General features: G+C 41.1%; 21 protein-coding genes. 10 read left to right on the plus strand and 11 right to left on the minus strand.

All coding sequences use genetic code 11. The features are described 5' to 3' along the window. Positions 1-117 precede the first annotated feature (117 nt). Positions 118-984 carry an aldose 1-epimerase family protein gene (locus tag ACR2F3_RS02220; RefSeq protein WP_432708347.1) on the minus strand — a complete coding sequence of 289 codons (867 nt, stop codon included), beginning with the start codon at positions 982-984 and terminating at the stop codon, positions 118-120. 47 nt (positions 985-1,031) lie between these two features. Between ACR2F3_RS02220 and ACR2F3_RS02225 the strand changes: the two genes are divergently transcribed. Then, positions 1,032-2,405 carry an NAD-dependent succinate-semialdehyde dehydrogenase gene (locus tag ACR2F3_RS02225; protein ID WP_432708348.1) on the plus strand — a complete coding sequence of 458 codons (1,374 nt, stop codon included), beginning with the start codon at positions 1,032-1,034 and terminating at the stop codon, positions 2,403-2,405. On the opposite strand, the gene ACR2F3_RS02230 is transcribed toward ACR2F3_RS02225, so the two are convergent. The 6 genes from ACR2F3_RS02230 to lspA form a co-directional block, all read right to left on the minus strand. Continuing rightward, positions 2,393-3,184 carry an FHA domain-containing protein gene (locus ACR2F3_RS02230; RefSeq protein ID WP_432708349.1) on the minus strand — a complete coding sequence of 264 codons (792 nt, stop codon included), beginning with the start codon at positions 3,182-3,184 and terminating at the stop codon, positions 2,393-2,395. The two genes, ACR2F3_RS02225 and ACR2F3_RS02230, sit on opposite strands and share 13 nt — an antisense overlap. Next, a complete protein-coding gene (locus tag ACR2F3_RS02235) occupies positions 3,165-7,169 on the minus strand; it encodes an FtsW/RodA/SpoVE family cell cycle protein (protein WP_432708350.1) in 4,005 nt (1,334 codons plus the stop codon). The genes ACR2F3_RS02230 and ACR2F3_RS02235 overlap by 20 nt, the downstream gene beginning before the upstream one ends. Further along, on the minus strand, positions 7,162-8,253 hold the full coding sequence (locus tag ACR2F3_RS02240) for a PP2C family protein-serine/threonine phosphatase (protein ID WP_432708351.1): 1,092 nt from the start codon (positions 8,251-8,253) through the stop codon (positions 7,162-7,164). The genes ACR2F3_RS02235 and ACR2F3_RS02240 overlap by 8 nt, the downstream gene beginning before the upstream one ends. A gap of 89 nt (positions 8,254-8,342) precedes the next feature. Continuing rightward, positions 8,343-9,296, minus strand: a complete 954-nt coding sequence (locus tag ACR2F3_RS02245; RefSeq protein ID WP_432708352.1) for a hypothetical protein — start codon at positions 9,294-9,296, stop codon at positions 8,343-8,345. An 11-nt stretch (positions 9,297-9,307) separates the two neighbouring features. Further along, the gene (locus tag ACR2F3_RS02250; protein WP_432708353.1) at positions 9,308-10,621 is read right to left on the minus strand and encodes a serine/threonine protein kinase; all 1,314 of its coding nucleotides are present in this window, start codon (positions 10,619-10,621) and stop codon (positions 9,308-9,310) included. Between the two features lie 29 nt (positions 10,622-10,650). Further along, a complete protein-coding gene (gene lspA, locus ACR2F3_RS02255) occupies positions 10,651-11,187 on the minus strand; it encodes a signal peptidase II (protein ID WP_432708354.1) in 537 nt (178 codons plus the stop codon). A 170-nt stretch (positions 11,188-11,357) separates the two neighbouring features. Here lspA and ACR2F3_RS02260 point away from each other — a divergent pair, with 170 nt between their 5' ends. Beyond that, positions 11,358-11,591, plus strand: coding sequence for a hypothetical protein (locus ACR2F3_RS02260; RefSeq protein WP_432708355.1), 234 nt, complete (start codon positions 11,358-11,360; stop codon positions 11,589-11,591). Here ACR2F3_RS02260 and ACR2F3_RS02265 read toward each other — a convergent pair. From ACR2F3_RS02265 to ACR2F3_RS02275, 3 genes are read right to left on the minus strand one after another with little or no spacing between them, the layout of a single operon-like run. Beyond that, entirely contained in the window at positions 11,588-12,670 is a 1,083-nt protein-coding gene (locus tag ACR2F3_RS02265) for a glycoside hydrolase family 43 protein (protein WP_432708356.1), read from the minus strand. The two genes, ACR2F3_RS02260 and ACR2F3_RS02265, sit on opposite strands and share 4 nt — an antisense overlap. A gap of 39 nt (positions 12,671-12,709) precedes the next feature. Beyond that, a complete protein-coding gene (locus tag ACR2F3_RS02270) occupies positions 12,710-13,330 on the minus strand; it encodes a hypothetical protein (protein ID WP_432708357.1) in 621 nt (206 codons plus the stop codon). After that, entirely contained in the window at positions 13,314-13,829 is a 516-nt protein-coding gene (locus ACR2F3_RS02275; RefSeq protein ID WP_432708358.1) for an RNA polymerase sigma factor, read from the minus strand. Before ACR2F3_RS02275 ends, ACR2F3_RS02270 begins: the two co-directional genes overlap by 17 nt. Before the next feature lie 189 nt (positions 13,830-14,018). Between ACR2F3_RS02275 and ACR2F3_RS02280 the strand changes: the two genes are divergently transcribed. The 6 genes from ACR2F3_RS02280 to ACR2F3_RS02305 all read left to right on the plus strand — a co-directional run bounded on the left by ACR2F3_RS02280 (position 14,019) and on the right by ACR2F3_RS02305 (position 19,141). Further along, a complete protein-coding gene (locus ACR2F3_RS02280) occupies positions 14,019-14,378 on the plus strand; it encodes a hypothetical protein (protein ID WP_432708359.1) in 360 nt (119 codons plus the stop codon). Between the two features lie 66 nt (positions 14,379-14,444). Beyond that, on the plus strand, positions 14,445-14,783 hold the full coding sequence (locus tag ACR2F3_RS02285; protein ID WP_432708360.1) for a hypothetical protein: 339 nt from the start codon (positions 14,445-14,447) through the stop codon (positions 14,781-14,783). Positions 14,784-14,810: 27 nt separating this feature from the next. Then, complete coding sequence (gene glgP / locus ACR2F3_RS02290) at positions 14,811-16,457, plus strand: alpha-glucan family phosphorylase (RefSeq protein ID WP_432708361.1); 1,647 nt, start codon at positions 14,811-14,813, stop codon at positions 16,455-16,457. Between the two features lie 93 nt (positions 16,458-16,550). Further along, positions 16,551-17,357 carry an MlaE family ABC transporter permease gene (locus ACR2F3_RS02295; protein ID WP_432708362.1) on the plus strand — a complete coding sequence of 269 codons (807 nt, stop codon included), beginning with the start codon at positions 16,551-16,553 and terminating at the stop codon, positions 17,355-17,357. A 3-nt stretch (positions 17,358-17,360) separates the two neighbouring features. Continuing rightward, positions 17,361-18,134: an ABC transporter ATP-binding protein gene (locus tag ACR2F3_RS02300; protein ID WP_432708363.1), complete on the plus strand. Its 774-nt coding sequence runs from the start codon at positions 17,361-17,363 to the stop codon at positions 18,132-18,134. A gap of 5 nt (positions 18,135-18,139) precedes the next feature. Continuing rightward, positions 18,140-19,141 carry an MlaD family protein gene (locus ACR2F3_RS02305; protein ID WP_432708364.1) on the plus strand — a complete coding sequence of 334 codons (1,002 nt, stop codon included), beginning with the start codon at positions 18,140-18,142 and terminating at the stop codon, positions 19,139-19,141. 184 nt (positions 19,142-19,325) lie between these two features. On the opposite strand, the gene ACR2F3_RS02310 is transcribed toward ACR2F3_RS02305, so the two are convergent. Further along, the gene (locus tag ACR2F3_RS02310; RefSeq protein WP_432708365.1) at positions 19,326-21,494 is read right to left on the minus strand and encodes a S46 family peptidase; all 2,169 of its coding nucleotides are present in this window, start codon (positions 21,492-21,494) and stop codon (positions 19,326-19,328) included. Positions 21,495-21,657: 163 nt separating this feature from the next. Here ACR2F3_RS02310 and ACR2F3_RS02315 point away from each other — a divergent pair, with 163 nt between their 5' ends. Both ACR2F3_RS02315 and ACR2F3_RS02320 read left to right on the plus strand, forming a co-directional pair. Beyond that, positions 21,658-22,548: a MerR family transcriptional regulator gene (locus ACR2F3_RS02315; RefSeq protein WP_432708366.1), complete on the plus strand. Its 891-nt coding sequence runs from the start codon at positions 21,658-21,660 to the stop codon at positions 22,546-22,548. Between the two features lie 6 nt (positions 22,549-22,554). Continuing rightward, the coding region (locus ACR2F3_RS02320) for a phytoene desaturase family protein (RefSeq protein ID WP_432708367.1) at positions 22,555-23,158 on the plus strand (604 nt) is incomplete at its 3' end.

Here is a 23,158-nt window from a genome sequence, read left to right on the forward strand (position 1 = left end):
GTATGCTTTAAATTTACACCCTGAAGGTGTAAGCACGGTAGTAAGTTAGTTTCACTTCATAACAAAAAAGTCCTGGTTTAAACGCCAGGACTTTTTTGTTATGAAATTATTCATGCGTTAAAAACAAGCAACCTGCCAGGTTCTATTCCAGCTTTCTCCTGCTTTCAGTAGATTAACACCTTCTTTTTGTTCCAGTTTTCCATGGTGGCCAACATGATCGGCAATGCCACACCAGGGTTCCAAACACACGAAATCTGCGTCTTTTGCTGCCCAGATACCGAAGTAAGGAAAACCCTCGAATTTGAAATGGAGGCCATGTTTACCCTGCATATCTTGTAAAGTGATCTGGTCGCTCTTCAGTGTTTTAAAAACCAAAGCATCCTCGTAAAACAATTCATGATTTAAGGTTAGGGCGCCATCATTTAGCGGCAAAACCACCGTGGCAGAATCGATCAGGTTGTTGGCAATTTTATGGTATACTAATTCAGTATCTTTATTAAAGACCAGTTCGTAATCACTATATGCTTCGTCTTTGGCTAATGGCACCTTAAAAGCGGGATGTGCACCAATAGAAAATAACAAATCTTTCTTCCCTGGGTTATATACTTCGTAGGTACATGATAATGTTGTTGCTTCCAGTACATAACGCAATCCTAACTGAAATTCAAAAGGATAATTTTTTAAGGTTTCATCTGTGTTTACCAGCGTAAAAAGCACGGTATTGTTATTTACCTGTGTAACCTCAAAATCCATCTCCCTGGCAAAACCATGCCTCGGTAAGGTGTAATCCTTGCCTTCATAATTATAGCTGTTATTATCGAGGGCACCAACAATGGGAAATAGCACCGGGCTGGATTTAGCCCAATATGCAGGATCACTGTTCCACATATAATCTATGCCGGTTTCCTTGTGAATAAGTTGTTTCAGTTCAGCACCCAAACTCACAAAAGATGCTTTTAAGTATTCGTTTTCCAATAAAATCATACTTGATAAATGTAGATATTTCTTTCAATAATGCCTAAATTTATAAGATGAGCATGCAATCAATCAATCCCCTTAACGGAAAAGTCATCAAGACTTATAAAGAAGATTCAGACGAGGTAGTAGCCAAAAAGATTGAAAAGGCACAGGCTGCCTGGATTCCCTGGCGGAACTCTATTTATAAAGAAAGAGCTGTGTTCCTTAGAAAAACCGCTGAAGTGCTTAGAAAAAGAAAACAGCAACTTGCTGAGCTAATGGCGTTGGAAATGGGAAAACCTCTGAAACCTGGTCTTGATGAAATTGAAAAGTGTGCTGCCGTTTGTGAATATTATGCGGAAAATGGCGAAAAGTACCTCAAAGAAGAAGTAATTACTACAGAAGCCAGGCGAAGCTATGTAACCTATAAACCTTTAGGTGTAGTGTTAGCCGTTATGCCATGGAACTTTCCATTCTGGCAGGCATTCCGGTTTTTAGCTCCGGGATTAATGGCCGGTAACATTGGATTGTTGAAACACGCATCCAATGTTACCGGATGTGCCCTGGCCATTGAGAAGGTATTGTTAGACGCAGGCTTCCCGGAGCACGTATTTCAAACCCTTGTTATAGGAAGCAAAGATGTGGAAAAGGTTATTGGAAACCCTATTGTCAAAGCTGTAACCTTAACTGGTAGCACCCAGGCAGGCATGAAAGTGGCACAACACGCCGCTTCACTATTAAAGAAATCTGTATTAGAATTAGGCGGCAGCGACCCCTATTTGGTGTTAGATGATGCGAATGTGGCGTATGCCGCTGAGGTATGCGCTGAAAGCCGCCTGATCAACAATGGACAAAGCTGCATTGCCGCGAAACGTTTTATTCTTGTCGAAACCATCGCTGATGAATTTATTAAAATATTCAAGGAGAAGATGTCAGCAAAAATAACTGGTGATCCTTTCGACAAACACACACAACTGGGGCCTATGTCTAGAAAAGACCTGCGGGATGAACTGCATCAACAGGTAATGGATAATATAGCGGCAGGTGCGAAATGCATCCTGGGTGGTGAAATCCCTGACTTTCCAGGTGATCATGCCTTTTACACCCCAACTATATTGACTGGTATTGAAAAAGGAATGCCCGCATACACAGAAGAAATTTTCGGTCCGGTGGCGCTAATCATAACTGTAAAAAATACCGAAGAAGCAATCAAGGTAGCTAATGACTCTCTTTTTGGATTAGGCGCTGCAGTTTTCACCAGAGATGAAGTGAAAGGCGAGCAAATTGCCAGTCATCAGTTGCAGGCAGGCTCCTGTTTTGTCAACTCACTGGTGAAATCAGATCCTCGACTACCATTTGGTGGAATTAAACAAAGTGGTTATGGCAGGGAACTGGGTATTTTCGGCATCCGTGAATTTGTAAACATTAAGACAGTTTACATCAGGTAATTAAACTGCAACACTACCGAATCACCTAAAATGAGCTGATCGCCATCTTCAAGAAAGTGTCCCACTTGTGCAGAGTTCAGTTTAAACTGCCCTTCTTCGCCCAGGGGTTGCACTTTGGTTTTATTGCCCGGAGGCACACCACCCTCATCAGCGAATAACATAAAACCGCCTCTTTTCTTGTTCCACTCCAAGTGGGCATGAATCCGGCTTACGAAACGGTTTCCCGGGAATTCAGGGTCGTCAGGAAAAACGATATGATTTTTACGCATAGCTCCCCCGCTGGTAGTTACTGTTTTTTCCCTACCCAGGTTTACACGCCCATCTGCGCTCGTAATCATGTATTCATGGGCTTCAGCCCGGCCAGCAATCACTACCAAACGGGCACTATTATGCACAACCGGGGCCTGAGGCAGTTCTACAACCTCACTTTCAATGACCAGCGTCAATGGCAATTCTTTATACCTGATGCCTTCGTCAGGAAGTTTTTCCTGAAGGTGCGTTTCCAGCACCCAGTCTTTCGGTAGGTTGACCGCAAAATTATCTGCAATCCGCTGTATTTCCTTTTTCATCCTGTCTGGTTCTGCCACATATACGGCTGCCTCATAGAGGTGTTTTTCGGTTGTTGAAGGTGCAGCGAAGAGTTTCAACGTATGGATGTGTGCGCCTTCGCCTCCTTCCGACTTTTGCAACTCTTCTTTGAGGAACTGGAGCACATGCTCTCTAACCAGCTTTACATCAACTGGATGAGAATCGGGATTTTTATTGAACAGGTTGAACATAAGCTACTTGATTTGGTTTTTTATTGCTTTTAATATATCCCTTTTCTAACAATATAGGAATCACATGTTGACCGGCAAGTTTCACCGCATCAGATGATCCTTTGGTAGATTCAATGCGAATACAAACTACTGTATTACCAGTTCCATTGGGGTGAGGTGAGAAAAACACATACCAACCGTCATTAATTTTCTCTTGTTTCCATACCCGCTCCGGTGTACCGGTTTTTCCAGCCAGGTTTACGCCAAAGAGTGCTGATCTATTCGCACTTTGCTCAACCATAAAGGTACGAAGCGTATTAGCATATTGTGCTTCTTTAGCAAGTTTTACACCCGGTTTTTTTGTGACTACAGAATCACTTATTTTCAATGCATAACGATTAGGTAACATGACCCCCTGGTTAGCAATACCACTTGCTAAACGGGCTACCGATGCCGGTGTGGCTATCAATTCACCCTGGCCCCAGGCCATGCCCGAAATACCAGTAGCTCTGTGCTTATAGATGTTATTTGGGTTGTACCTACTTTTGAAAGTTGTTTTTCGCCACAAGTCAAACCATTTCCCTTCCTGCGCCTGGTTATGATTTTTTCGGTCGTAGAAGTACCCACCTACACCATTTAAAAACATACCTGTTTTTAAATACAAAGTGGCCATCTCATCCTGCAGGTGCTCTTCATTTGCCAGTTTAATAAAATAAACGTTATTAGATTTTACAATAGCACGTTTTAAGGTGATTAAACCGGTCTCATCAGGCTCTATTCCTTTGGTTCTGATTCTTTCCCACCTGCTTACCATGTATTTTTTATTCTCAGCATCTGGCCCCAATTTATTAAAGGAAGCCAATGCTGTCAACACCTTAGCTGTTGAACCCGGTTGTGTGGCCACCGTAAACCCAGGATCTGCATTATTTACCCATTCAGGCAGTCTGTTTTGCTCCGCTATGGTTAAGTTTAACTGCTCCCAGTTGTTTACCGCAGGCAGTGGATAGGCCGCCGAAGCCAAAACATCGCCGGTAGATGATTCCATTACCACCACTGATACCCGATTATCATGTAACGCAGTATCCGCTGCAATGGACCGTTGAATACGCGTTTGCAGAGAAGCATCCAACGAGAGACGAACATCCCTATTTTTACGTTTCAGTACGGCAATTTCAGCTGTATCTAATCCCGAAATCAATAAAGGAGTTAATTCACTGAAATCATTTTGCTGTACGGTCATTTCTTTTACACCACGTGGGAGGAAACGGTCTTCCCTGAAACGCGATGCTGTTACGTTATAATTGATGACTGGCATTTTAAACCCCCTAAGATCTGCTGCATGCAGATATTCGGCGAAATAACCATTTAAGCCACCGGTAAAAATCCCGGTATTGGCATCACCTGTCCAGAAAAATGTCTCGGCTTCGAAAGGGTAAAAACGTTTAGGTCGTTTGTGCATAGCAGAGTCGAGGTCATAATTACCCACGCCAGCCTGCGTTAATAACTTCTTTTGTTTTACTACCATTTCCGGATCACTGGTTGCGAGTATCCTTCCATTCCTATCGTAAAGATTTCCCGATTCGAGCTTACGCATTAAAATACCGATACGCGGGTTATAACTAAACATTCTCAAACCACTGCGATCTGCCACCAGCGATGGCTTGGCAATCCACGACGCTTTGTTTATTGCATAACTACCAATATTTCCAACAAGTAATATAACACCTATACTTGCCACCGCAAGGGCCGGAACCAGGTTTGAATCCTGTTGTTTATGCAAGTATTCCAGCTGTACAGCACTTCCCTTGAGCTTAGATACAGATAATAAAAAACCAGCTGCAACTAAATTGATCACCAACGATGAGCCTCCGTAACTCTCAAAGGGAAGCGACACGCCCGAAAGAGGCAAGGCACCCGTTGAGCCCCCTGCAATCAGTACAAACTGAATAAAGGTGCTGATACCAATACCGGCACAGATATAAAACAAAAAAGGATTTCCCGTTTGCCGCCCAATTAAAATAGAACGGTGCAGGTAAAGTAAAAACAATACAAAAATGCATACCATACCTGCCCAGCCAAACTCTTCGCCCATTGCAGGCAATATCATATCCGTATGGGCTTCAGGGATGGTCTTGGCAAACCCTTGCCCAGTGCCCTGACCAGCAAATCCACCACTAGAAATTGCCCAAAGACCATTGGCTACCTGGTCGCCACCATATACCTCGTTATTCCAGGCATCCTGCCAAATGGCCTTCCTGTCTGCTAAACGTTCTACCGGGCCGGGAACCAATTGAGGGAGTAACGGCAACTTGTCAATGGTTAAAAACGCGGTGATTACGATTAAAGCCATTAATGCGGACTCGCTGGCTTGTTTCCTTTTAAAAAACTGAACTAATAACAAGGTACCAAAGGTGATTCCTGCAGCCAGCCAAATGTTACTGAACAGGAAAGTAGCCAGCACATATAAGCCAACAAAAGCGGCCATAAACATAAAATCGCCCCTTGAGAATGAAAACAGGATGATAAATGTAAAGCAGATTACGATGGCCGGGCCCAAATCACCCAGCGCTAAAAACAGTAATAAGGTTACTATAATTGAAATCAAGGCAAAGTAAAAGAAGGACCACCGCTTTTGCCAGCTTGAATATTCAGAAATAAATCGTTCGTTTCGGGCAAAAAATCCCGCGAGAAAGAGAATAATAAGGTATTTTACCAACTCACTCGGTTGTACACCAAACAGGTTAACTTTCACACCACTGCCTTCTGGTCCTGAGCCCAGTATAATGGTAGCCAGGAGTAGCAGCATCGCAAACACAATCCAGGGCCAGCCATTTGCAGCCGAACGTACGTGCTTAAAAATAAACATGCGGTAAACAGCCGAATCTGGGTTAAAACGTCTGAAGTTTATAAACAGCAAGACACTGATTAATAAGGCACCTATTCCAAGGTATTTCACAGTATCGATAGCCAAAAAACGGTCTCGTAAAGGATCCTGCAGACTCAATAGGGTGAGCAGTGACAAACCGGTTAACACCATCACCACCGGAAGAATGAACTGATCCGCATCAGGCATTTTCCAGGTCATTAACAAGTGAAGCACCAGGAAGATGAGGATGTATGAACCTGCAATCATCCAGTAAGCTTTAGTAAATTCTGCCGGACTTCGCACAATAAAAGCGCCATCAGATTTTAACGTACTGAAATCACGCGATGAAACCAACCGTATCTGGTGCGGCTGCTGGTTAAAGTTAAAATTACGGTCTTCGTCAAGCATTACAACGCCTTGCGTGGTTCCAAATTCAAAACCAGGACGTAATGGCAAGACCATATACGATCTCCCGGAAATCAGGTGGTTAAAACTAAACGAGCCGTCGGCAGCAGTTCTAGCAAAGGCCGTCAATGGTAAAATATCCAGGCTATCCTGGGGAATAACCTGTTGTAACTTTACCAGTACACCTGCAACACCGGCCCCCATTTGCGTTACCTCACCTGAAATATTAAACTGACCTTTTTTTAAATCAACAACTGAAGGATATTCCTTTGGATGTTTTAGCTCGCTATCGTAAGATATTCCTGTTGTTTCACCAAACCCCAACAGTGCACGGGAAAGCAATACCCGTTTCTTGAAAGACTCTCCCCCTTGCAGGTAAGCTTCTTCAGCAGGCACATAATATTTACGCTTGTTTAGTTCGCCAATATTTGTAAAAGTTTCCCCAACGTCCAGACGACTGGCCAATACGCGGCCGATAAAATTAATATCACGTTTATCCAGGTCATAATTACCGCGTTCCAATACGCCCATCACCTCTTTTACAGTTTCAGGCGCATTTAGATTAACGATATTTCCCGCCGCTATTTTAGTGTCAGTATCCGCCATGCGGTATTCCAATACACCAAATAATTTTAGAAAAAACAAGATCATAATCACCGACAGGACACCCATAAATAGGCGTTCGTTACGCCGTCTTCCATTTCGGGAATAATTACTCAATTGTTCTTTAATCATTTGTTTGTGTTTTCTTTGAAATTGTATCTGTACGCGAAATGCTATCTTTTAATGGCGTTTTTATAGTATCCTGTGGTGTGGCTGGCAAAGGTTCCCAGGGATTCTCTAAAACGGGTGCAAGTTGGCGCTCGGTGTTCTGAAGGTATAGAACCTGTTGGACTAGCAGTCCGATGATCCCTAATAACACCACAATGAGGCCAATCAGGAAATAGATCCACCCTTTATTAAGCTTTGGCGGCTTTTTATCGGATGCCGACCGCAGTGGCGGGATATCCATTTGCTCAATATTTTCCTTCTTGGAAATGGGCTTAGACGCTTCATGAGTAACTGGTTTATTGTTGTTTTTAATCAACACCACCGTGATATTATCATGCCCCCCAGCTTCATTTGCGGCATCAATTAACAAGCTTGCGGCAAAAGGCAAACCAGGATGCTGGGTTAATATTGAGGTGATCTGATCTTTATCAATTCTGTCTGTCAGTCCATCGCTGCAGAGCAATAACAAATCGCCAGGTAAAAACGGACTTTCACCGGTTTCTATGAAGTCCTCCTTCATCGATGCCGTATTGTTAAATCCGAGCGCCTGGTTAATTTCATTCCTTTTTGGATGGCTCATCGCCGCCGATTCACTCAAGCGGCCAGAATCTTCCAGAAACCCAACAAAAGAATGATCCGTTGTTATTTTAACTAAAGCATGATCCCTTAATAAATAAAGGCGAGTATCGCCAACATGAGCATAATACAATTTGTTATTATCTACATCTGCCAGCACCAGTGTTAACACACAGGCCATTTGTTCCAATGCAGGATCAAGTCGTTTGCGGTTAAAAATCTCTTCATTTGCCAACTTCAGGGTTCCAACCATCCGTGGAATGATATCTTCGGCGGTTACGCTAAAAAGGTTTTTTTTAATGCAGTTTTTAGCTATTTCAGCAGCCACTTCGCCGCCTTCATAACCACCTACCCCATCAATTACACAACCTAAAATAAATCCACTATGCAACAATTCTTCTGCAATAAAAGCATCTTCGTTGTTATCTCTGACTCTACCAACATCTGTTTGGCCAAATATATTATTGTCCATTACCGTGCTTTTTTATATCGTTGAAATGCATCGCCACTAAAGCAATACAAAGAACCAATAATGCCCATGTTAATAACTGCGACATCCTGTTATCCTTTAAATACGTTTATACCAACTATTCCGTTGAGCATAATTTTTGAGTTAATTGGCAATTCCATCCAGTCTGGTGAGTTGATATTGCTACGTTTCACTTCATTTTCATTGATGATAGTTTTTTCACCAAAAGATGCCAGATACAATTTACCATCTGCAGCATTAAAACGGATACGCAGATGCGGCGTATCAACCCAATCTGACGGGACCTTGAAAACATGTGGTTCTTCTCGTGTTTCTTCGGCACCAGACACCACGATATCCTCATCTTTCATCAGGTACTCAAATTTTTTACCTGCATACTTCTGATCCGGCATAATGGTATCTAGCCGGGCGTATACTTTTGAAGTTTTTTTCTTTTCGGCGATAGGATCTGTTTCATCAAGTTCAGGTGCATAAGGTAATTCATAATAGCCTTCACTGTAATAGGTAAAGCCCTTTAAAATATCTTCATTGACATCAAAAGTCTGCACCACCCCGGTTTGCCTTGGAATAAAAGTTACCCGCAGGTTATCATCCTTCTGTGAACTTCCTGGAAGCAGCTTACCAATGAATCCAATATCACCTCTTTCGTAATCAGGATGCGATACCAGACGGAATACCCATTTTGAGCTTGAGGGTTGTACCTTTTTGCCTTCCTTCGTGTGTGCGCGAAGCACCTGGTAGAACTGTTTAACAGATTCATCTACGATGATGCCGAATAACCCTTGCTTTTGGGTAAGAAATTCTTTGTAATCATCTGCGTTAAAACAAATCATGTATTCATGGTAAAAGACCACGCGCTCAGCAAAAGAAAGATCACGTACCGACTCCTTAAATTTTTCTAAAATGTACTTATAAATGCTATCAGGGGTTAAGGCCCTTGCGGCTTTGGAGGCTTTAGATTTTTCACCCGGTAAAAACAGGTCCTGAAGGCCAATTCGTTGCCAGAAAGTATTTTTTGATTCCATCTGTGTGTTCCTTAAAAATAAACGGTTGTATCTAAATCTAATTTTGTACTGTCGCTGACAGGTCTTTTTACAGGTTTAATTTCTACAGGAGAAATGTTTGACGTGTCGAGCAAGGTATCTAATTCGGGATCTTCGGAAGTCAAAATTGCCTTCTTATCTTCTTGTTGCGGTTGCACAAGGGTATCTACCGGACGTTGCACGGTTTGATCCCGCTCTGGAACATCTTCGGGCTCGCCAATACCGAATAAAAGTACAGCCAAAGTTCCTGCCATCACTATCATCAAAGTGATCATGGAATAGAACAGCGGTCTGGCTACATTTATCCGGTCGGGATCTGAAATCTCGTTGCTTGTTCCTCCCTGCTCTGGGCTATCTGGTAAAACTACTGCAGCATTAGAAGCTCCAGAGTCAGTTAATGATGACACACTGTTATGTATGATGTATTCCTGTAAAGCAACGCCGTTTTCAAAACGCTTGTTAGGATCTTTCTGTAAACATTTTTCTATTACGTCACGGAGCCATTGCGGAACCTGCATTTCATGGAATTTCTTTTCTTCCGACCAGCTTTCTGGCATATGCTGCTGACGAAGGGTGAGCAGGCCAGGTACAGGCTGTTCCAGATGTGCTAGCATAAGTTCATTCCGGGCCTTTTGCCCTTGCTCCCGAAGCGGGAATGGCACCTGCCCGGCAAGTAATTCATATAAAATAATGCCGTAACTATAAATGTCTGTCTGAAATAACAATTGACCTTCGTTTTGTTCCGGTGCCATAAATTCTACCGCACCAGCATGCTGGATGCTGGTTCTTCGTTGGTCATCAGACATGGCAGACAAGCCGAAATCAAGCAATACATAATTGCCCGAATGGATGTTGAATTTTACATTATTACTTTTAATATCTCCGTGTTTAACCGAAAGTTTATGACAGTGCGCTAAAGCGTTTGCCAACTGGTCGGCTACTTTAATGACCTCTTTGATGGGGAAAACCGGGTCGTGTGGGGGTTTAAGTAAATCTTCAAGATCTGGGCCGTCTATAAACTCCATTTCTATAAATGGAAAAGATCCGCTCTCCGTAATACCGGAATTCAAAATCTTAACCACATTAGGGTTAGGCTGTTCGTTAACTTTCTTGAGCTTTTCTACTTCATTTTGAAAGTTACGGAAATTCTTATCTGCTACACTTTCCGTGTGAATGGGTGTAGGCAAAAGTTTTACCGCAGTAATAATGGGACCAATACGTCTTCCTTTATACACTGAACCCTGACCGCCGGTGCGCAGGGCACCCATGTTCTCCAGACCTTCAGTAATCGTAAATACTTTACTCATTGCTATTGTTACTACAATTTTAGTTCCATTTATAATACGCCTGCTCGTGGGTTCATGTTATCCTGATCAGGTAAGTCCACTGTTTTTTTTATCATTATGTGACAAAGCAGTATCAATATGCCAAACATGACTGATACATCGGCGAGATTAAAAACTCCTGTTTGAAACAGGCCAAAATCAAGATGCAGAAAATCAGTAACCGAACCATATATTATCCGGTCATATATATTTCCGGCGCCACCACCAATCACAAGACAAAGCCCTAAAGTATAAGCATTTGTCAAATTCTTATTACCAAATAAATAAAATATTCCTGAAGCGAGAACTAATAACGGAAGCATGACAAGAAACAGAAACTTCAACCATTCTGGCATACTCTCTCCGAAGCTTAAAAATGCACCAGTATTTTCCACTTTCGCCAGTGTTAAACGGTCGTTAAGCAATTTAATTTGCTCATCATAACGAAGCGATTCCCTGGCGATGTTTTTACTCAGTTGGTCACAAGCTAGGCTACTGCATAATATAAGGGAAATGATAATGTTTCTTAAAAACACTTTATTTTTCATTCATGTAGCAGGAATAGGATACTATTTTAAATACAATAATGTATGCCATTTTAAACAACGCTGTACTATAATAAAATAATATTAAGATACGAAAATATATAGTTTACGTTTAAATCCATCGCCATTAAATTGGCATTCTATTTGGGTTACAGTTGTAAACAAAAAACTTTATGAAAACACTACCTTACTTAAAACAAATCACTTACGCCGCGATTATCGTGACTTTCCCTTTTATCTTTTCTGCATCACGTGATACGGCGCTCCCTGAGCCTGTTGTTCAACCAGTCAGAAAAACGAATATCCTGGAGACACCAAATCCTGAACAAACAATAAAGACAATTAGAACTACCGTAGACAGCGTAAAAAACAGCAGTCGGATGATGATCTATCAAGCACTAAACTAAGGTTTACCAACCTTGCCAATAACTCTTCGCTCTACACCTTCATTAGTAATTTTAACAGGAAGAATCTTCCCATCCTCATCAAAATACATTCGCTCAATACTCGTTTCCCTGTGATAACCTACGGTTGTAGTTAGTGGTCTTCGGTGATAAACAATATACCATTCATCTGTACCAGGCAAATTAAATACGGAGTGGTGTCCTGCACCTTTTGCGATTGTAGGATCCTGTTCTAACACTTTTCCGATTCTTTTAAATGGACCGAGCGGTGAGTCGCCAATAGAATAGGCTACACTGTAATTCGGCCCCATCCAGCCACCTTCAGACCACATCAGGTAATACTTATCATTGCGAATAAACATGAATGGCCCTTCCACATAATGTTCCGGTGTAATAGATTTGAATGTCTCTCCGTCATCGAAAGGAATAAAATCTGAAAAGTCATCATTTAACTTCGCAATATTGCAGTGTTTCCATCCTCCGTAAATCAAGTAATACTGCCCGTCTTTGTCTTTGAACACAAACTGATCTATTGGCTGTGCTTTGTTATGAAATTTGCTGATCAGCGGTTTGCCCAGGTGATCCTTAAAAGGCCCCTGAGGTTTATCAGACACGGCCACCCCTATACCACCAAGTTGCTGATCATTCTGAATGTCGTTGGCACCAAAAAACAAGTAGTACTTATTGTCTTTACGTGTTATAGATGGCGCCCAAATGGAATAAGCAGCCCATTTAATGTTTTCAACATCTAATACTCTAGGATGCTTTTTCCATTTAATTAGATCTTTAGAAGAAAAAGCATCTAAAAACGTTTGTCTGAGGTATTGCGGATTAATCGTGTTTTTCTGCAATTCCTTTTGTTCAGGCGTTAACTTACTTAACCTCGCGGGCTTACCGTAGTTTTCAGAAAAAGTGGGATAAATCCAAAAAGTGTCGTCAAAAATAATAGCTTCAGGATCAGCATACCAACCTGGAAACAAGGGGTTCCCGGAAAATACTGGTTTTTTAGCCTGCGAAAATGCAGGCAGATCAATTACGAGCAGCATCAAAAGAAGCAAAGAAAATGGATTACGTTTCATCATTAGGATAAATTTAGAAACATGAATATAGATAAAACTATATTAATCGCCAGCCATCTCTTCAATCACCGTTTCAATTTTTTTTATCGGCACCTTGAAATAAGTGGTATTATCTTTAAGTGTCACATAAGTAAATGCGATACTGTAAAAGATAAACGTACTGATATTAAAGCCCAGGTTTTCTGTAAATGGCGCATCGAAAGCATATTTGTTAACCGCCAAGGCAATTACCGCGCAGCTTAGGGGAACCATGAGCCAGTCGAAGGCTTTTTTCACTAGATAAAAACGCTTCAAAGACCTCAATTTTATTTGCAACCCCTGTTGCAGGTCTACCCCCTGCTGGGGCCCACACTCCACAGCAAAAAAAAGTTTAAATTGCTTCATAAATACAGCAGTAAATGGAATGTAAATAGCCGCAGCTGCAATACACACCACAAATAAATTCCTATCGCCCCAGTAGGTGATCATGAGGTAACTTAAATATGAAAAAACCATCAATGACCAGATAAAGGTTTTCACCGCATACCTGAAAACTAATCTATGTTCTTTTTTCATGCTGCCCTTAATCCATTCTTTTAAGTTGCCGCTTTCTAATGGTAAAGAAGGAGCTCCAAGGTCTCTGCCTTTTTTCCAGTCTCCTCTTAGTTCATCTAGTGTTTCCATATTTAATCTGTTTTTTTTGGTTAAAATATTTTTCAATTTTCTTTTTAATACGCACCAACCTTACGCTCACATTTTTGCTTGTCATGCCGCTTATGGAGGCAATTTCTTCGTATGTATGTTCATCCAGGTATAGAAGAATGATTGCTTTTTCTACGTCGGTTAACGTATTAATTGCCCTGTACAATTCTTCGACCTGCTCCTCGTCGTCGGTGTTGCTGGCCCCAATTCGCTCAACCTGTTCGGTAATCCTTTGTTCCACCGGTTGCCTGTTGGCTTTCCTGAAATAGGTAATGGCTGTATTTAAAGCAATCCGATACATCCAGGTTGAAAATTTAGAAAGCCCTTTAAAATTTGGATAGGATTTCCATAATTGGTACACAATTTCCTGATAAACATCCTTACGCAGTTCTTCCTCAGAAAAATAGCTCTTACAAATACGGTGTATAATACCGGCGTTGGACTGAAGCTGCGATAAGAATTGTTCCTCTGTTGTTTCCATTTTCAACTCAATTTATCCTATTAGTAGCTAAATATCTATAAATACTACACCAGGTTGTAATTATATTTGTGTTTCCAAAAAACGAGGCTCTGCAAATTCACCAGCATATTATCAGATGGTCATGATGCCCAGGTTCAAAACTAAAAGCAGCTTTAAATTGTAGTAGACACAGAAAATATTCATAGCGACATGGAAAAAATGATTCAAGCCCTCTTCAATACTGAAGTTGACGCATTTACAGGTTTACAAGGACTGCAACAGCTCGATCAGTTAAAAGACATTTCTCTTGGAGAAACTTATGTATTAACTAAAGATGATGAGGGTAAAACGGCGATCCGCTCAGCGAAAAATAAAGCCGAAGGCAAAGGAATGATGGGTGGTGGCCTGATTGGTGGTTTAATTGGCATGCTTGCCGGACCATTAGGATTTATTGTAGGCGTTGCAGGTGGTATGGTGGCCGGGTCGGCTACGGATACACTGCGTGCTGAGGATGTATCGGACTACCTGGACGCAGTATCTGCAAATATCCCCACCGGAAAATCAGTGTAAATTGCACATGTTTGGGAAGACTGGGAGACGCCCGTAAACACTGTACTGCTCCCTATTGCTATCGATTTGCAAAGGTTTGATGTGCATGAAGAATTGTTCCTGCCTGTACAATCAGAGCTTAGCAAAACCAATGAAGCGATTGCCGCGGCAGAAAAAAAATACATTGAAGCCCAAGGTGCCGAAAAAGAGGACTGGAACGCCACCCTTGCCAACTTAAGAACCAAAAGGGAAAAACTACAGCGACAGTTAGATGCAAATACCGAACAGCAGGAAAAACAGTATCAGACATGGATCGATGAAACGCAACCACGAGCAACAGATGCTACAACGGAATCTACAGAACGTTTGCAAAAAAGAATGGAAGAACAACAAAAAAGATTAGCACAAATAAAACGCAACAGGTAAATTACCAAAAACAACCCGTTACCCTATATGATGACGATAAATCAGATCTTCGGCTATACACCAGCCGAACAATATAAAAAAACTGTTGCCTATTTTTCCATGGAATTTGCAATTGACCAATCACTTAAAACATACAGTGGAGGACTTGGATTTCTTGCTGGCTCTCATTTGCGGAGTGTGTATGAATTAAAACACCCTACCATTGGCATTGGTATGTTGTGGAAATACGGCTATTACGACCAACTCCGAGATAGAGACGCCACCATGAAACCTTTCCATGTGGAAAAAAACTACTCTTTTCTAAAAGATCCAGGTATCGTATTCACTATAACTATCCATGACGCACCGGTTAAAGTAAAAGCATACTTATTGTCGCCGGAAACTTTTGGCTCTGCCCCATTATTTTTACTGAGTACCGATGTAGAAGGCAATGATGAGCAAAGCCGTTCCATCACTCACCGTTTATACGACTCAAATGAAGCTACTCGCATTGCACAATCAATGGTATTGGGTATCGGTGGTGCTAAACTACTCGATGAATTGAATTTGAATATCGATGTATACCATATGAATGAAGGTCACTCACTTCCACTGAATTTTTATCTGTATGCCAAATACAAAAGCCTGGAAGAGATAAAAAAAAGAGTAGTATTTACTACCCATACACCGGAAGCAGCAGGAAATGAAGAACACAGCTACAGCCTCCTGAAAAAGATGTCCTTTTTTTACCACTTACAAGATCACGAGGTTAAACACATTCTTCAACTCGAGGGTGAAATGTTAAACTACACCCTGGCCTCGCTACTCTTTGCCCGTAAAGCCAATGGTGTTTCTAAATTACATGGGCAGGTGGCGCGCGAAATGTGGAGTGCACACCCGAATGTTTGTGAAATCATCTCTATTACCAATGCGCAAAATAAAACCTATTGGAAAGATGAACAGTTAGATCTGGCGATTACCACGGACAATGATGCTGCTCTTGCCATCCGCAAAAAGGAAATGAAAAGCCAGCTCTTCAAAATCGTAGCAGACCAGTGTGGGAAACTTTTTGACCCGAATGTATTAACTATGGTATGGGCGCGTCGTTTTGCCGGATATAAACGTGCTGATTTGCTGATGAGAGACTGGGAGAGATTTTTGGCTTTGATTAACAACACCAATTATCCCGTGCAGATGATTTGGGCGGGTAAACCCTATCCGGAAGACCAGGGTGCGATCAACACGTTCAACCACCTGGTTAACAGCACCAAACACCTTAAAAATTGTGCGGTATTAACAGGGTATGAATTACAGCTATCAGCTATGTTGAAAAAAGGCGCTGATGTATGGCTGAATAATCCACGAATGTATCGCGAGGCTTCAGGTACTAGCGGAATGACAGCAGCCATGAATGGAAGCCTGAATCTCTCTTTACCCGATGGTTGGGTACCTGAATTTGCTATCGATCAGCACAACGCTTTCGTGGTCACACCTGCTGCTGACAATCTGGCTATCGATGAACAAGACAGTTTGGAAGCAGCCGGACTTTTGGATAAACTGGAAAAAGTGATTGTTCCAATGTACTATACTGACCAAGAAAAATGGCTAACCATGGTAAAAAATGCAGCTATAGAAATTGTACCAACATTCGATTCAGGTAGAATGGTCAAAGAATATGAACAGAGATTATATTAATTTATAGGGACAAAACGCCAGCAATGTTTAACTTTGGCGCAGGTTTTGAACCGAAATACTAATTCGTCAATAACATACACACTCATTCTCTAGATGGAGAGCAAAGAAACTTCACCCCCATTAAATGAAGAAGTTAAAGCTCCTGGGCGCATAACTCAGGTATTTTTAACCCTCAACGATGTCTACCAATTTATTGCCCGCTTTTTCAAAGAAGGCTTCCTACCCCCGTATGAGCTGAAGGAATTGTGGCGTCAATGTTATGATATAGGCTACCGTTCGGCGCTACTAATATCAACCACCGGTTTTATTACCGGCATTGTATTCGCTAAACAGAGTCGGCCTTCGCTGGCTGAGTTTGGTGCTACATCCTGGTTACCATCCTTGGTTGGTATCGCCTTGTTACGGACACTTGCGCCCCTATTAACTGGTTTGATTGCCGCAGGTAAGGTTGGTTCAAGTATCGGTGCTGAATTAGCTTCTATGCGCGTGACCGAGCAAATCGATGCGATGGAAGTGTCGGCCACCAATCCCTTTAAATTTTTAGTAGCCACCCGGGTGATGGCAGCCACCATTACCATTCCTATTTTAACCTTCTATACGGCCATGATTGGTATGCTGGGCGGTTTGGTTAATATCGCCATGTTCGAAGATACCAGTGCAAAGGCCTATTTTGAGGCTTCCCTGGAATCTATTACTTTCCTCGACATCACTGCCTCCACCGTCAAAGCCATCTTGTTTGGTTTTACCATTGGAGTTGTGGGCTGTTATAAAGGATATAACTCGGATAAAGGTACCGAAGGTGTAGGTAAAGCCGCCAACTCCGCAGTTGTTACCGCGATGTTCCTCATCTTTATTGAAGAGGTGATTTCTGTTCAGTTTTTTAGCTTATTTAGATCTTAATCAATGGAAGGTAAAAAACTAACTGACACTAATCAGGAAAAAGTAATTGAAATTAGGGGTTTAAATAAGTCCTTTGGCAATTACCATGTACTTAAGGATGTGAGTCTTGATTTATATAAAGGTGAAAACCTGGTGGTGCTTGGTAAATCGGGAACCGGAAAATCGGTACTCATTAAAATTATCATCGGGCTTCTTACACCAGATCGCGGCATGGTAAAGGTTTTAGATCATGTGGTGGATGAAATCACTTATAAGCAATTGCTTGAACTACGTCTTGAAGTTGGTTTCTCTTTTCAAAATAGTGCCTTATACGATAGTATGACAGTAAGGCAAAACCTGGAATTTCCGTTGGTGAGGAATCGCCGGCAATTAACGCAAGGTGAAGTGGATCGTGCCGTGGAAAGCACTTTAGATGCAGTGGGATTATTACAAGCAATCAATCAAATGCCATCTGAATTATCCGGCGGACAAAGAAAAAGGATCGGTATTGCCAGAACTCTTATCCTACAACCAAAGATCATGTTGTATGATGAGCCTACAGCAGGTTTGGACCCCATTACATGTATGGAAATAAACAACCTGATCAATGAAGTACAGGAACGTTATCACACCAGTTCGATCGTAATTACACATGATTTAACCTGTGCAAAAATGGTAGGAAACCGGGTAGCCATGCTATTAGATGGCAGATTTGAGCGTCAGGGAAGTTTCGAGCAAGTTTTTAACACAAATGATGAAAGGGTGCAACCTTTCTATGATTACAATTTTATTAAATAATTTTTATGCAAGTAACAGATAAAAGGCGACAAATAACTGTCGGCATCTTTATATTTATTGGTTTGGCTATTTTTGTTCTTGGGGTATTTACCCTGGGTGGCCAAAAGAAAGCATTTACCCGAAGTATTAAACTGAGCGTATTGTTTGACGATATCCAGGGCCTAAAGGCCGGTAATAATGTGTGGTTTTCCGGTGTTAAAATTGGTACAATCAAAAAAATACAGTTCTATGGTACGTCACAGGTACAGGTAATCCTCAGTATTGACGAGGAAGCTCATAAGTATATCCACAAAGATGCCACAGCCAGTATTAGCTCTGATGGTTTAATTGGTAACAAGATTATTGTGCTTACTGGCGGTAGCGAGAAATTTCCTTTTATTGAAGATGGCGACCAGCTCAGGGTGAGCACCACTTTGTCTACAGATGAGATTATGAAAACCTTCCAGGTTAACAATAAAAACCTGGTAGATATCACTAACGACTTTAAAACCTTGTCTAGAAACCTTGTAGAAGGCAAAGGTGCTGCTGGCGCTTTATTAGCCGACGAGCAGATTGCAAATAACTTTAAAGCCATTGTAGCTAACTTGCAAACCACTACGAAGTCGTCTAATAAAATAGCGGCAGAGCTTGATCAGTTTGCCAGAAAATTAAACACCAAAGGAGGTCTTGCTGATCAGCTAATGACTGACACTGCTGTATTTGCTCAATTACAAAGATCTGTGGCAGAACTTGAAAACACAACCAAGTCGGCTGCAGTAATGACGGAAAATCTGAACAAGGCTTCTGCTAAATTTAACCAGACTGACAATGCCGTTGGTTTACTGATTAATGATCCAGCCACTGCACAACAGGTTAAATCAATTATGACCAACCTCGAAACCAGCAGTCAGAAACTAGATGAAGACTTAAAAGCTTTACAAAGCAATTTCCTATTCAGGGGTTACTTTAAAAAGAAAGCTAAAGAAGAGGCAAAAGCAACACAAGAATTACAAAAAGACACTAATTAAGCCTTTGTAGCAAGAGAAAATACGTTGCTGGCTACACGGATTCCCCTATGGTTGAGTGATACCAAAAGGGGGCGTAAGCTATTGTCAGGTAACAAACCTCATCATACGCTAATAAAATCAGGAGTTTTTATATAAAAAAAGGGTACCATATTGGTACCCTTTTTTTATAACGATCAGAGAACTATCATTTTGCTCCTCTGATGTCTAATTCATCAATTATATTTTTAGCACCTCCCAATACCTCAATGCACCAAAGTACATAACGGATATCAACACTGATGGTTCTTTTAAATTGCTTGTCAAAAGCGATATCACCGCTCATTGCTTCCCAATTACCATCAAAAGCTAAACCTATGAGTTCACCGTTTGCGTTTAATACTGGAGATCCAGAGTTACCACCGGTGATGTCATTGTTAGAGATGAAGTTTACAGTTAAAGTTCCATCATTGCCATAGCGGCCGAAATTCTTTTTCTTCACTTCCTCAATAAAGTTAGCCGGTAAATCAAATTCGCTGTCGCCAGGAACATATTTCTGCATCACACCTTCAATAGTGGTGGTAGGCTGGTAGATTATTCCATTTTTAGGAGAGTAATCCTGCACCTGTCCATAAGATATGCGCATGGTAGAATTGGCATCAGGATACATTAGTTTCCCTTTATTTTTCTCAAGAATTCCTTTTAGATAAAGATGATCCAGTTCTGCTTTTTTCGTTTCAAAGTCTGATACGATCGTACCAAAATTATTAGTGATATAATCTGCAGGAACTAAATTAATGGCCCATTGGAAGCCAGGATCCTTTTTAATATCTTCCTGTGAAGGATTGCTGGCAATAAAAGCCTTCAACTTTTCTGGCTTGATGAAATGACTATTTTCCCACAAGTAATCGGCATATTTTTGAAAAGTTGTTTCCGGGTTGCCTGTCCAGTATTTCTCAGCTATTTCTGCATAAAACTTTGGATGAGATTTTACGGGTACATCGTTATAAAAAGAAGCCAGAATCTTCGCAAAAATCTTTTTATCTGCACGCTCAGTATAAGTAGAAGTATACTTCGCTAATGAAGATGCCATTTTTTCCTGTACCTGTTTATTATAGGCTTCATCGCCCCTACTGATGCTTAACTTTAACAGTGTGTTACCTGTAGTAATTGCCTGCGGAACCCATGCAGAAGCAAGGAAACCTTCGTTAATATAAGTTCTTTGAACAGCTATAGGTGATATGGTTTTGTAAATCTCCTCATATTGCGCCATCAAACCGGCAAATTCGGTTTTCTCAGCTGCCCAATCTGTAAATGCTTTTTCTTCCTGTCTTTTTGCATCAGAAACTTTAAGCCTTTTCAATTGTTCGGTTTGCCCGATATAGTATTTCCAGTAGTTAGCAATACTTGCATATTGCGAAGACAGTTTTAATCGGGTATCAACCGACTGATCCATATCCTCTTTCCAGGATGTTAGACGGATGTTACGCAGCTTCACGATTGTTGGATTAACTTTTTCTGTAGCTAAATCAACACCATAAGAAGTTAAATATCGATCAGTACGACCCGGATAACCATAAACCATAGAAAAATCACCATTTTTTATCCCTTTAATGGATACAGGAAGGAATTTTTTAGGTTTATAAGGTGTATTACTCACATCGTATTTAGCAGGTAGATTGCCTTTTCCAGCATAAACGCGGAATACAGAGAAATCACCAGTTTGACGTGGCCATTCCCAGTTGTCGGTATCACCACCGAATTTACCAATACTTTGTGGCGGGGCACCAACCAGGCGAATATCATCAAAACGCTCATATACAAACAGAATAAACTGGTTGGATTTGTAAAAATCTTTGACATTTGCTTCCAAATTAGGATTTGTCATAGCAGCTTTACTGATAGATGCAAAGATTTCTTTCATTTTAGCGTCTTTTGCCTCTCCCATAAGGCCTTTGGTTGCATTTAAAACCTGAGGCGTAACATCTTCCATTTTTAATAGAAAACGCACGAACAACCCGTCAATCGGTTTTTCTTCGCCATAGTTTTTGGCATAGAAACCATTATCAAGAATGTTGTTTTGTGCCGTTGAATTAGAGGCGATTGCATCGTAACCGCAATGGTGATTAGTAAAAATCAATCCTTTATCAGATACAATTTCTCCTGTACAAAAACCTCCGAAATGAACAATTGCATCTTTCAAACTCGAACCATTGGCACGGTATAAATCTTCAGCCGAAAGCTTAAAGCCCTGCTTTTTCATCTGTTCTAAATTTTTACCAATCAGCATAGGAATCCACATCCCCTCATCTGCCTTTGCAGTGTTGAAGAATGTGCATGTAATCGCCATCAGTAGCAGATAGACTATTTTTTTCATATATATTAAAATTTGGCGCAAAGGTAACAAGATATGTTCAGAATGATAAGAATCGTCAGGACGATCCATGTCAGAAAATAATGACAAATTCCTGGTTTAGGCAAAAATCAAAACTTTTATAATGTATATTTGTTTAAATTTATAAAAATAAATCTACACAAAAATGAAGTATTCTATTTCCGATCTTGAAAAATTATCCGGGGTTCAATCCCACACAATCAGGATATGGGAACAGCGTTATGGGGCATTAACACCTCATCGGTCTGCAGGAAATACACGTTATTATGATGATGAACACCTACGGCGATTGCTGAATCTGGTAACACTAAATCACTCAGGCATCAAAATATCGCAGGCCTGCGCCCTTAGTGATACAGAAATTAATACCTTAATACAACAAACAATTGATCAAAGCAGGACATCGAACGATGAATTTGAACATTACATTAATCAGCTTTTAATAGACGGATTAGCATATAATGAACAATCGTTTAACAAACTGCTATCGAAAGCCCTTATAAAGCACAGCTTAAATACCGTTTATGAACAGGTAATATATCCTTTGCTAAACCGGGTTGGAATGATGTGGCAACAGGATAAGATCTGCCCGGCACAGGAACACTTTCTATCAAACCTGATCCGTCAGAAACTTTTTACCGCCATTGACAGTCTCCCACAAGAAGAAGAGAATGGTGACAGCTGGTTACTATTTTTACCTGAAGACGAAGGTCATGAGATTGGGTTGTTATTTGCCAAATATGTTTTGTTAAATGCCCGTCAAAAAGTGATATATTTAGGTAGCCATGTGCCAGTAAGTTCTATAACCCAAACCATCAACGATATTCAGATAGACCACTTACTTTTATTTATGACCCATGCAAGATTGGTTGCGGATGCCCAGAAATACATTGATGAGCTAGCCAATCTTTATAAGACGGCCCGAATACACTTGGCTGGCAATAAAAGGCTACTATCCGAAATTAAAATGCCTGCGCAAGTGAACTGGTTTAAAAGTATCGGTGACCTTGAAGAATACATCCATCCTATTTCCTAACCATATATGCATAAAACCGTTAAAAATAAAAACATAGCCGTAATTGGAGCAGGCTTCGCCGGACTGAGCGCAGCAGCCTATTTGGCAAAGGCTGGGCACCAGGTAACGGTATTCGAAAAAAATGAACAGACTGGTGGCCGTGCCAGGCAATTAAAAACAGGGGATTATGTTTTCGACATGGGACCAAGCTGGTATTGGATGCCAGATGTATTTGAGCAGTTTTTTAGGGATTTCGGTTACAAAGCCAGTGATTTTTATAGCTTGACCTTATTAGATCCTTCTTTTGCTGTCATATTTGATAAAGCCGATGTCTTGAATATTCCGGCAGATTATAACCACTTGCGCGAGCTCTTCGAAAGTATTGAGACCGGGAGTGCAGCAAAACTTGATGCATTTATGGAGGAGGCCGCTTTTAAATATAAAGTGGGGATGGAAAAACTGGTACAAAAACCAGGATTATCATTGTTGGAATTTATGGATGCCGACCTGATTAAAGGAATATTCAAACTACAGGTATTTTCATCTTTCAGCAAACATGTTCGTAAATACTTTACGCACCCACATCTCATTGCCTTAATGGAGTTTCCTGTGCTATTTTTAGGTGCCACAC

The organism is Pedobacter sp. (genome assembly GCF_045627485.1).
Lineage (GTDB): Bacteria > Bacteroidota > Bacteroidia > Sphingobacteriales > Sphingobacteriaceae > Pedobacter.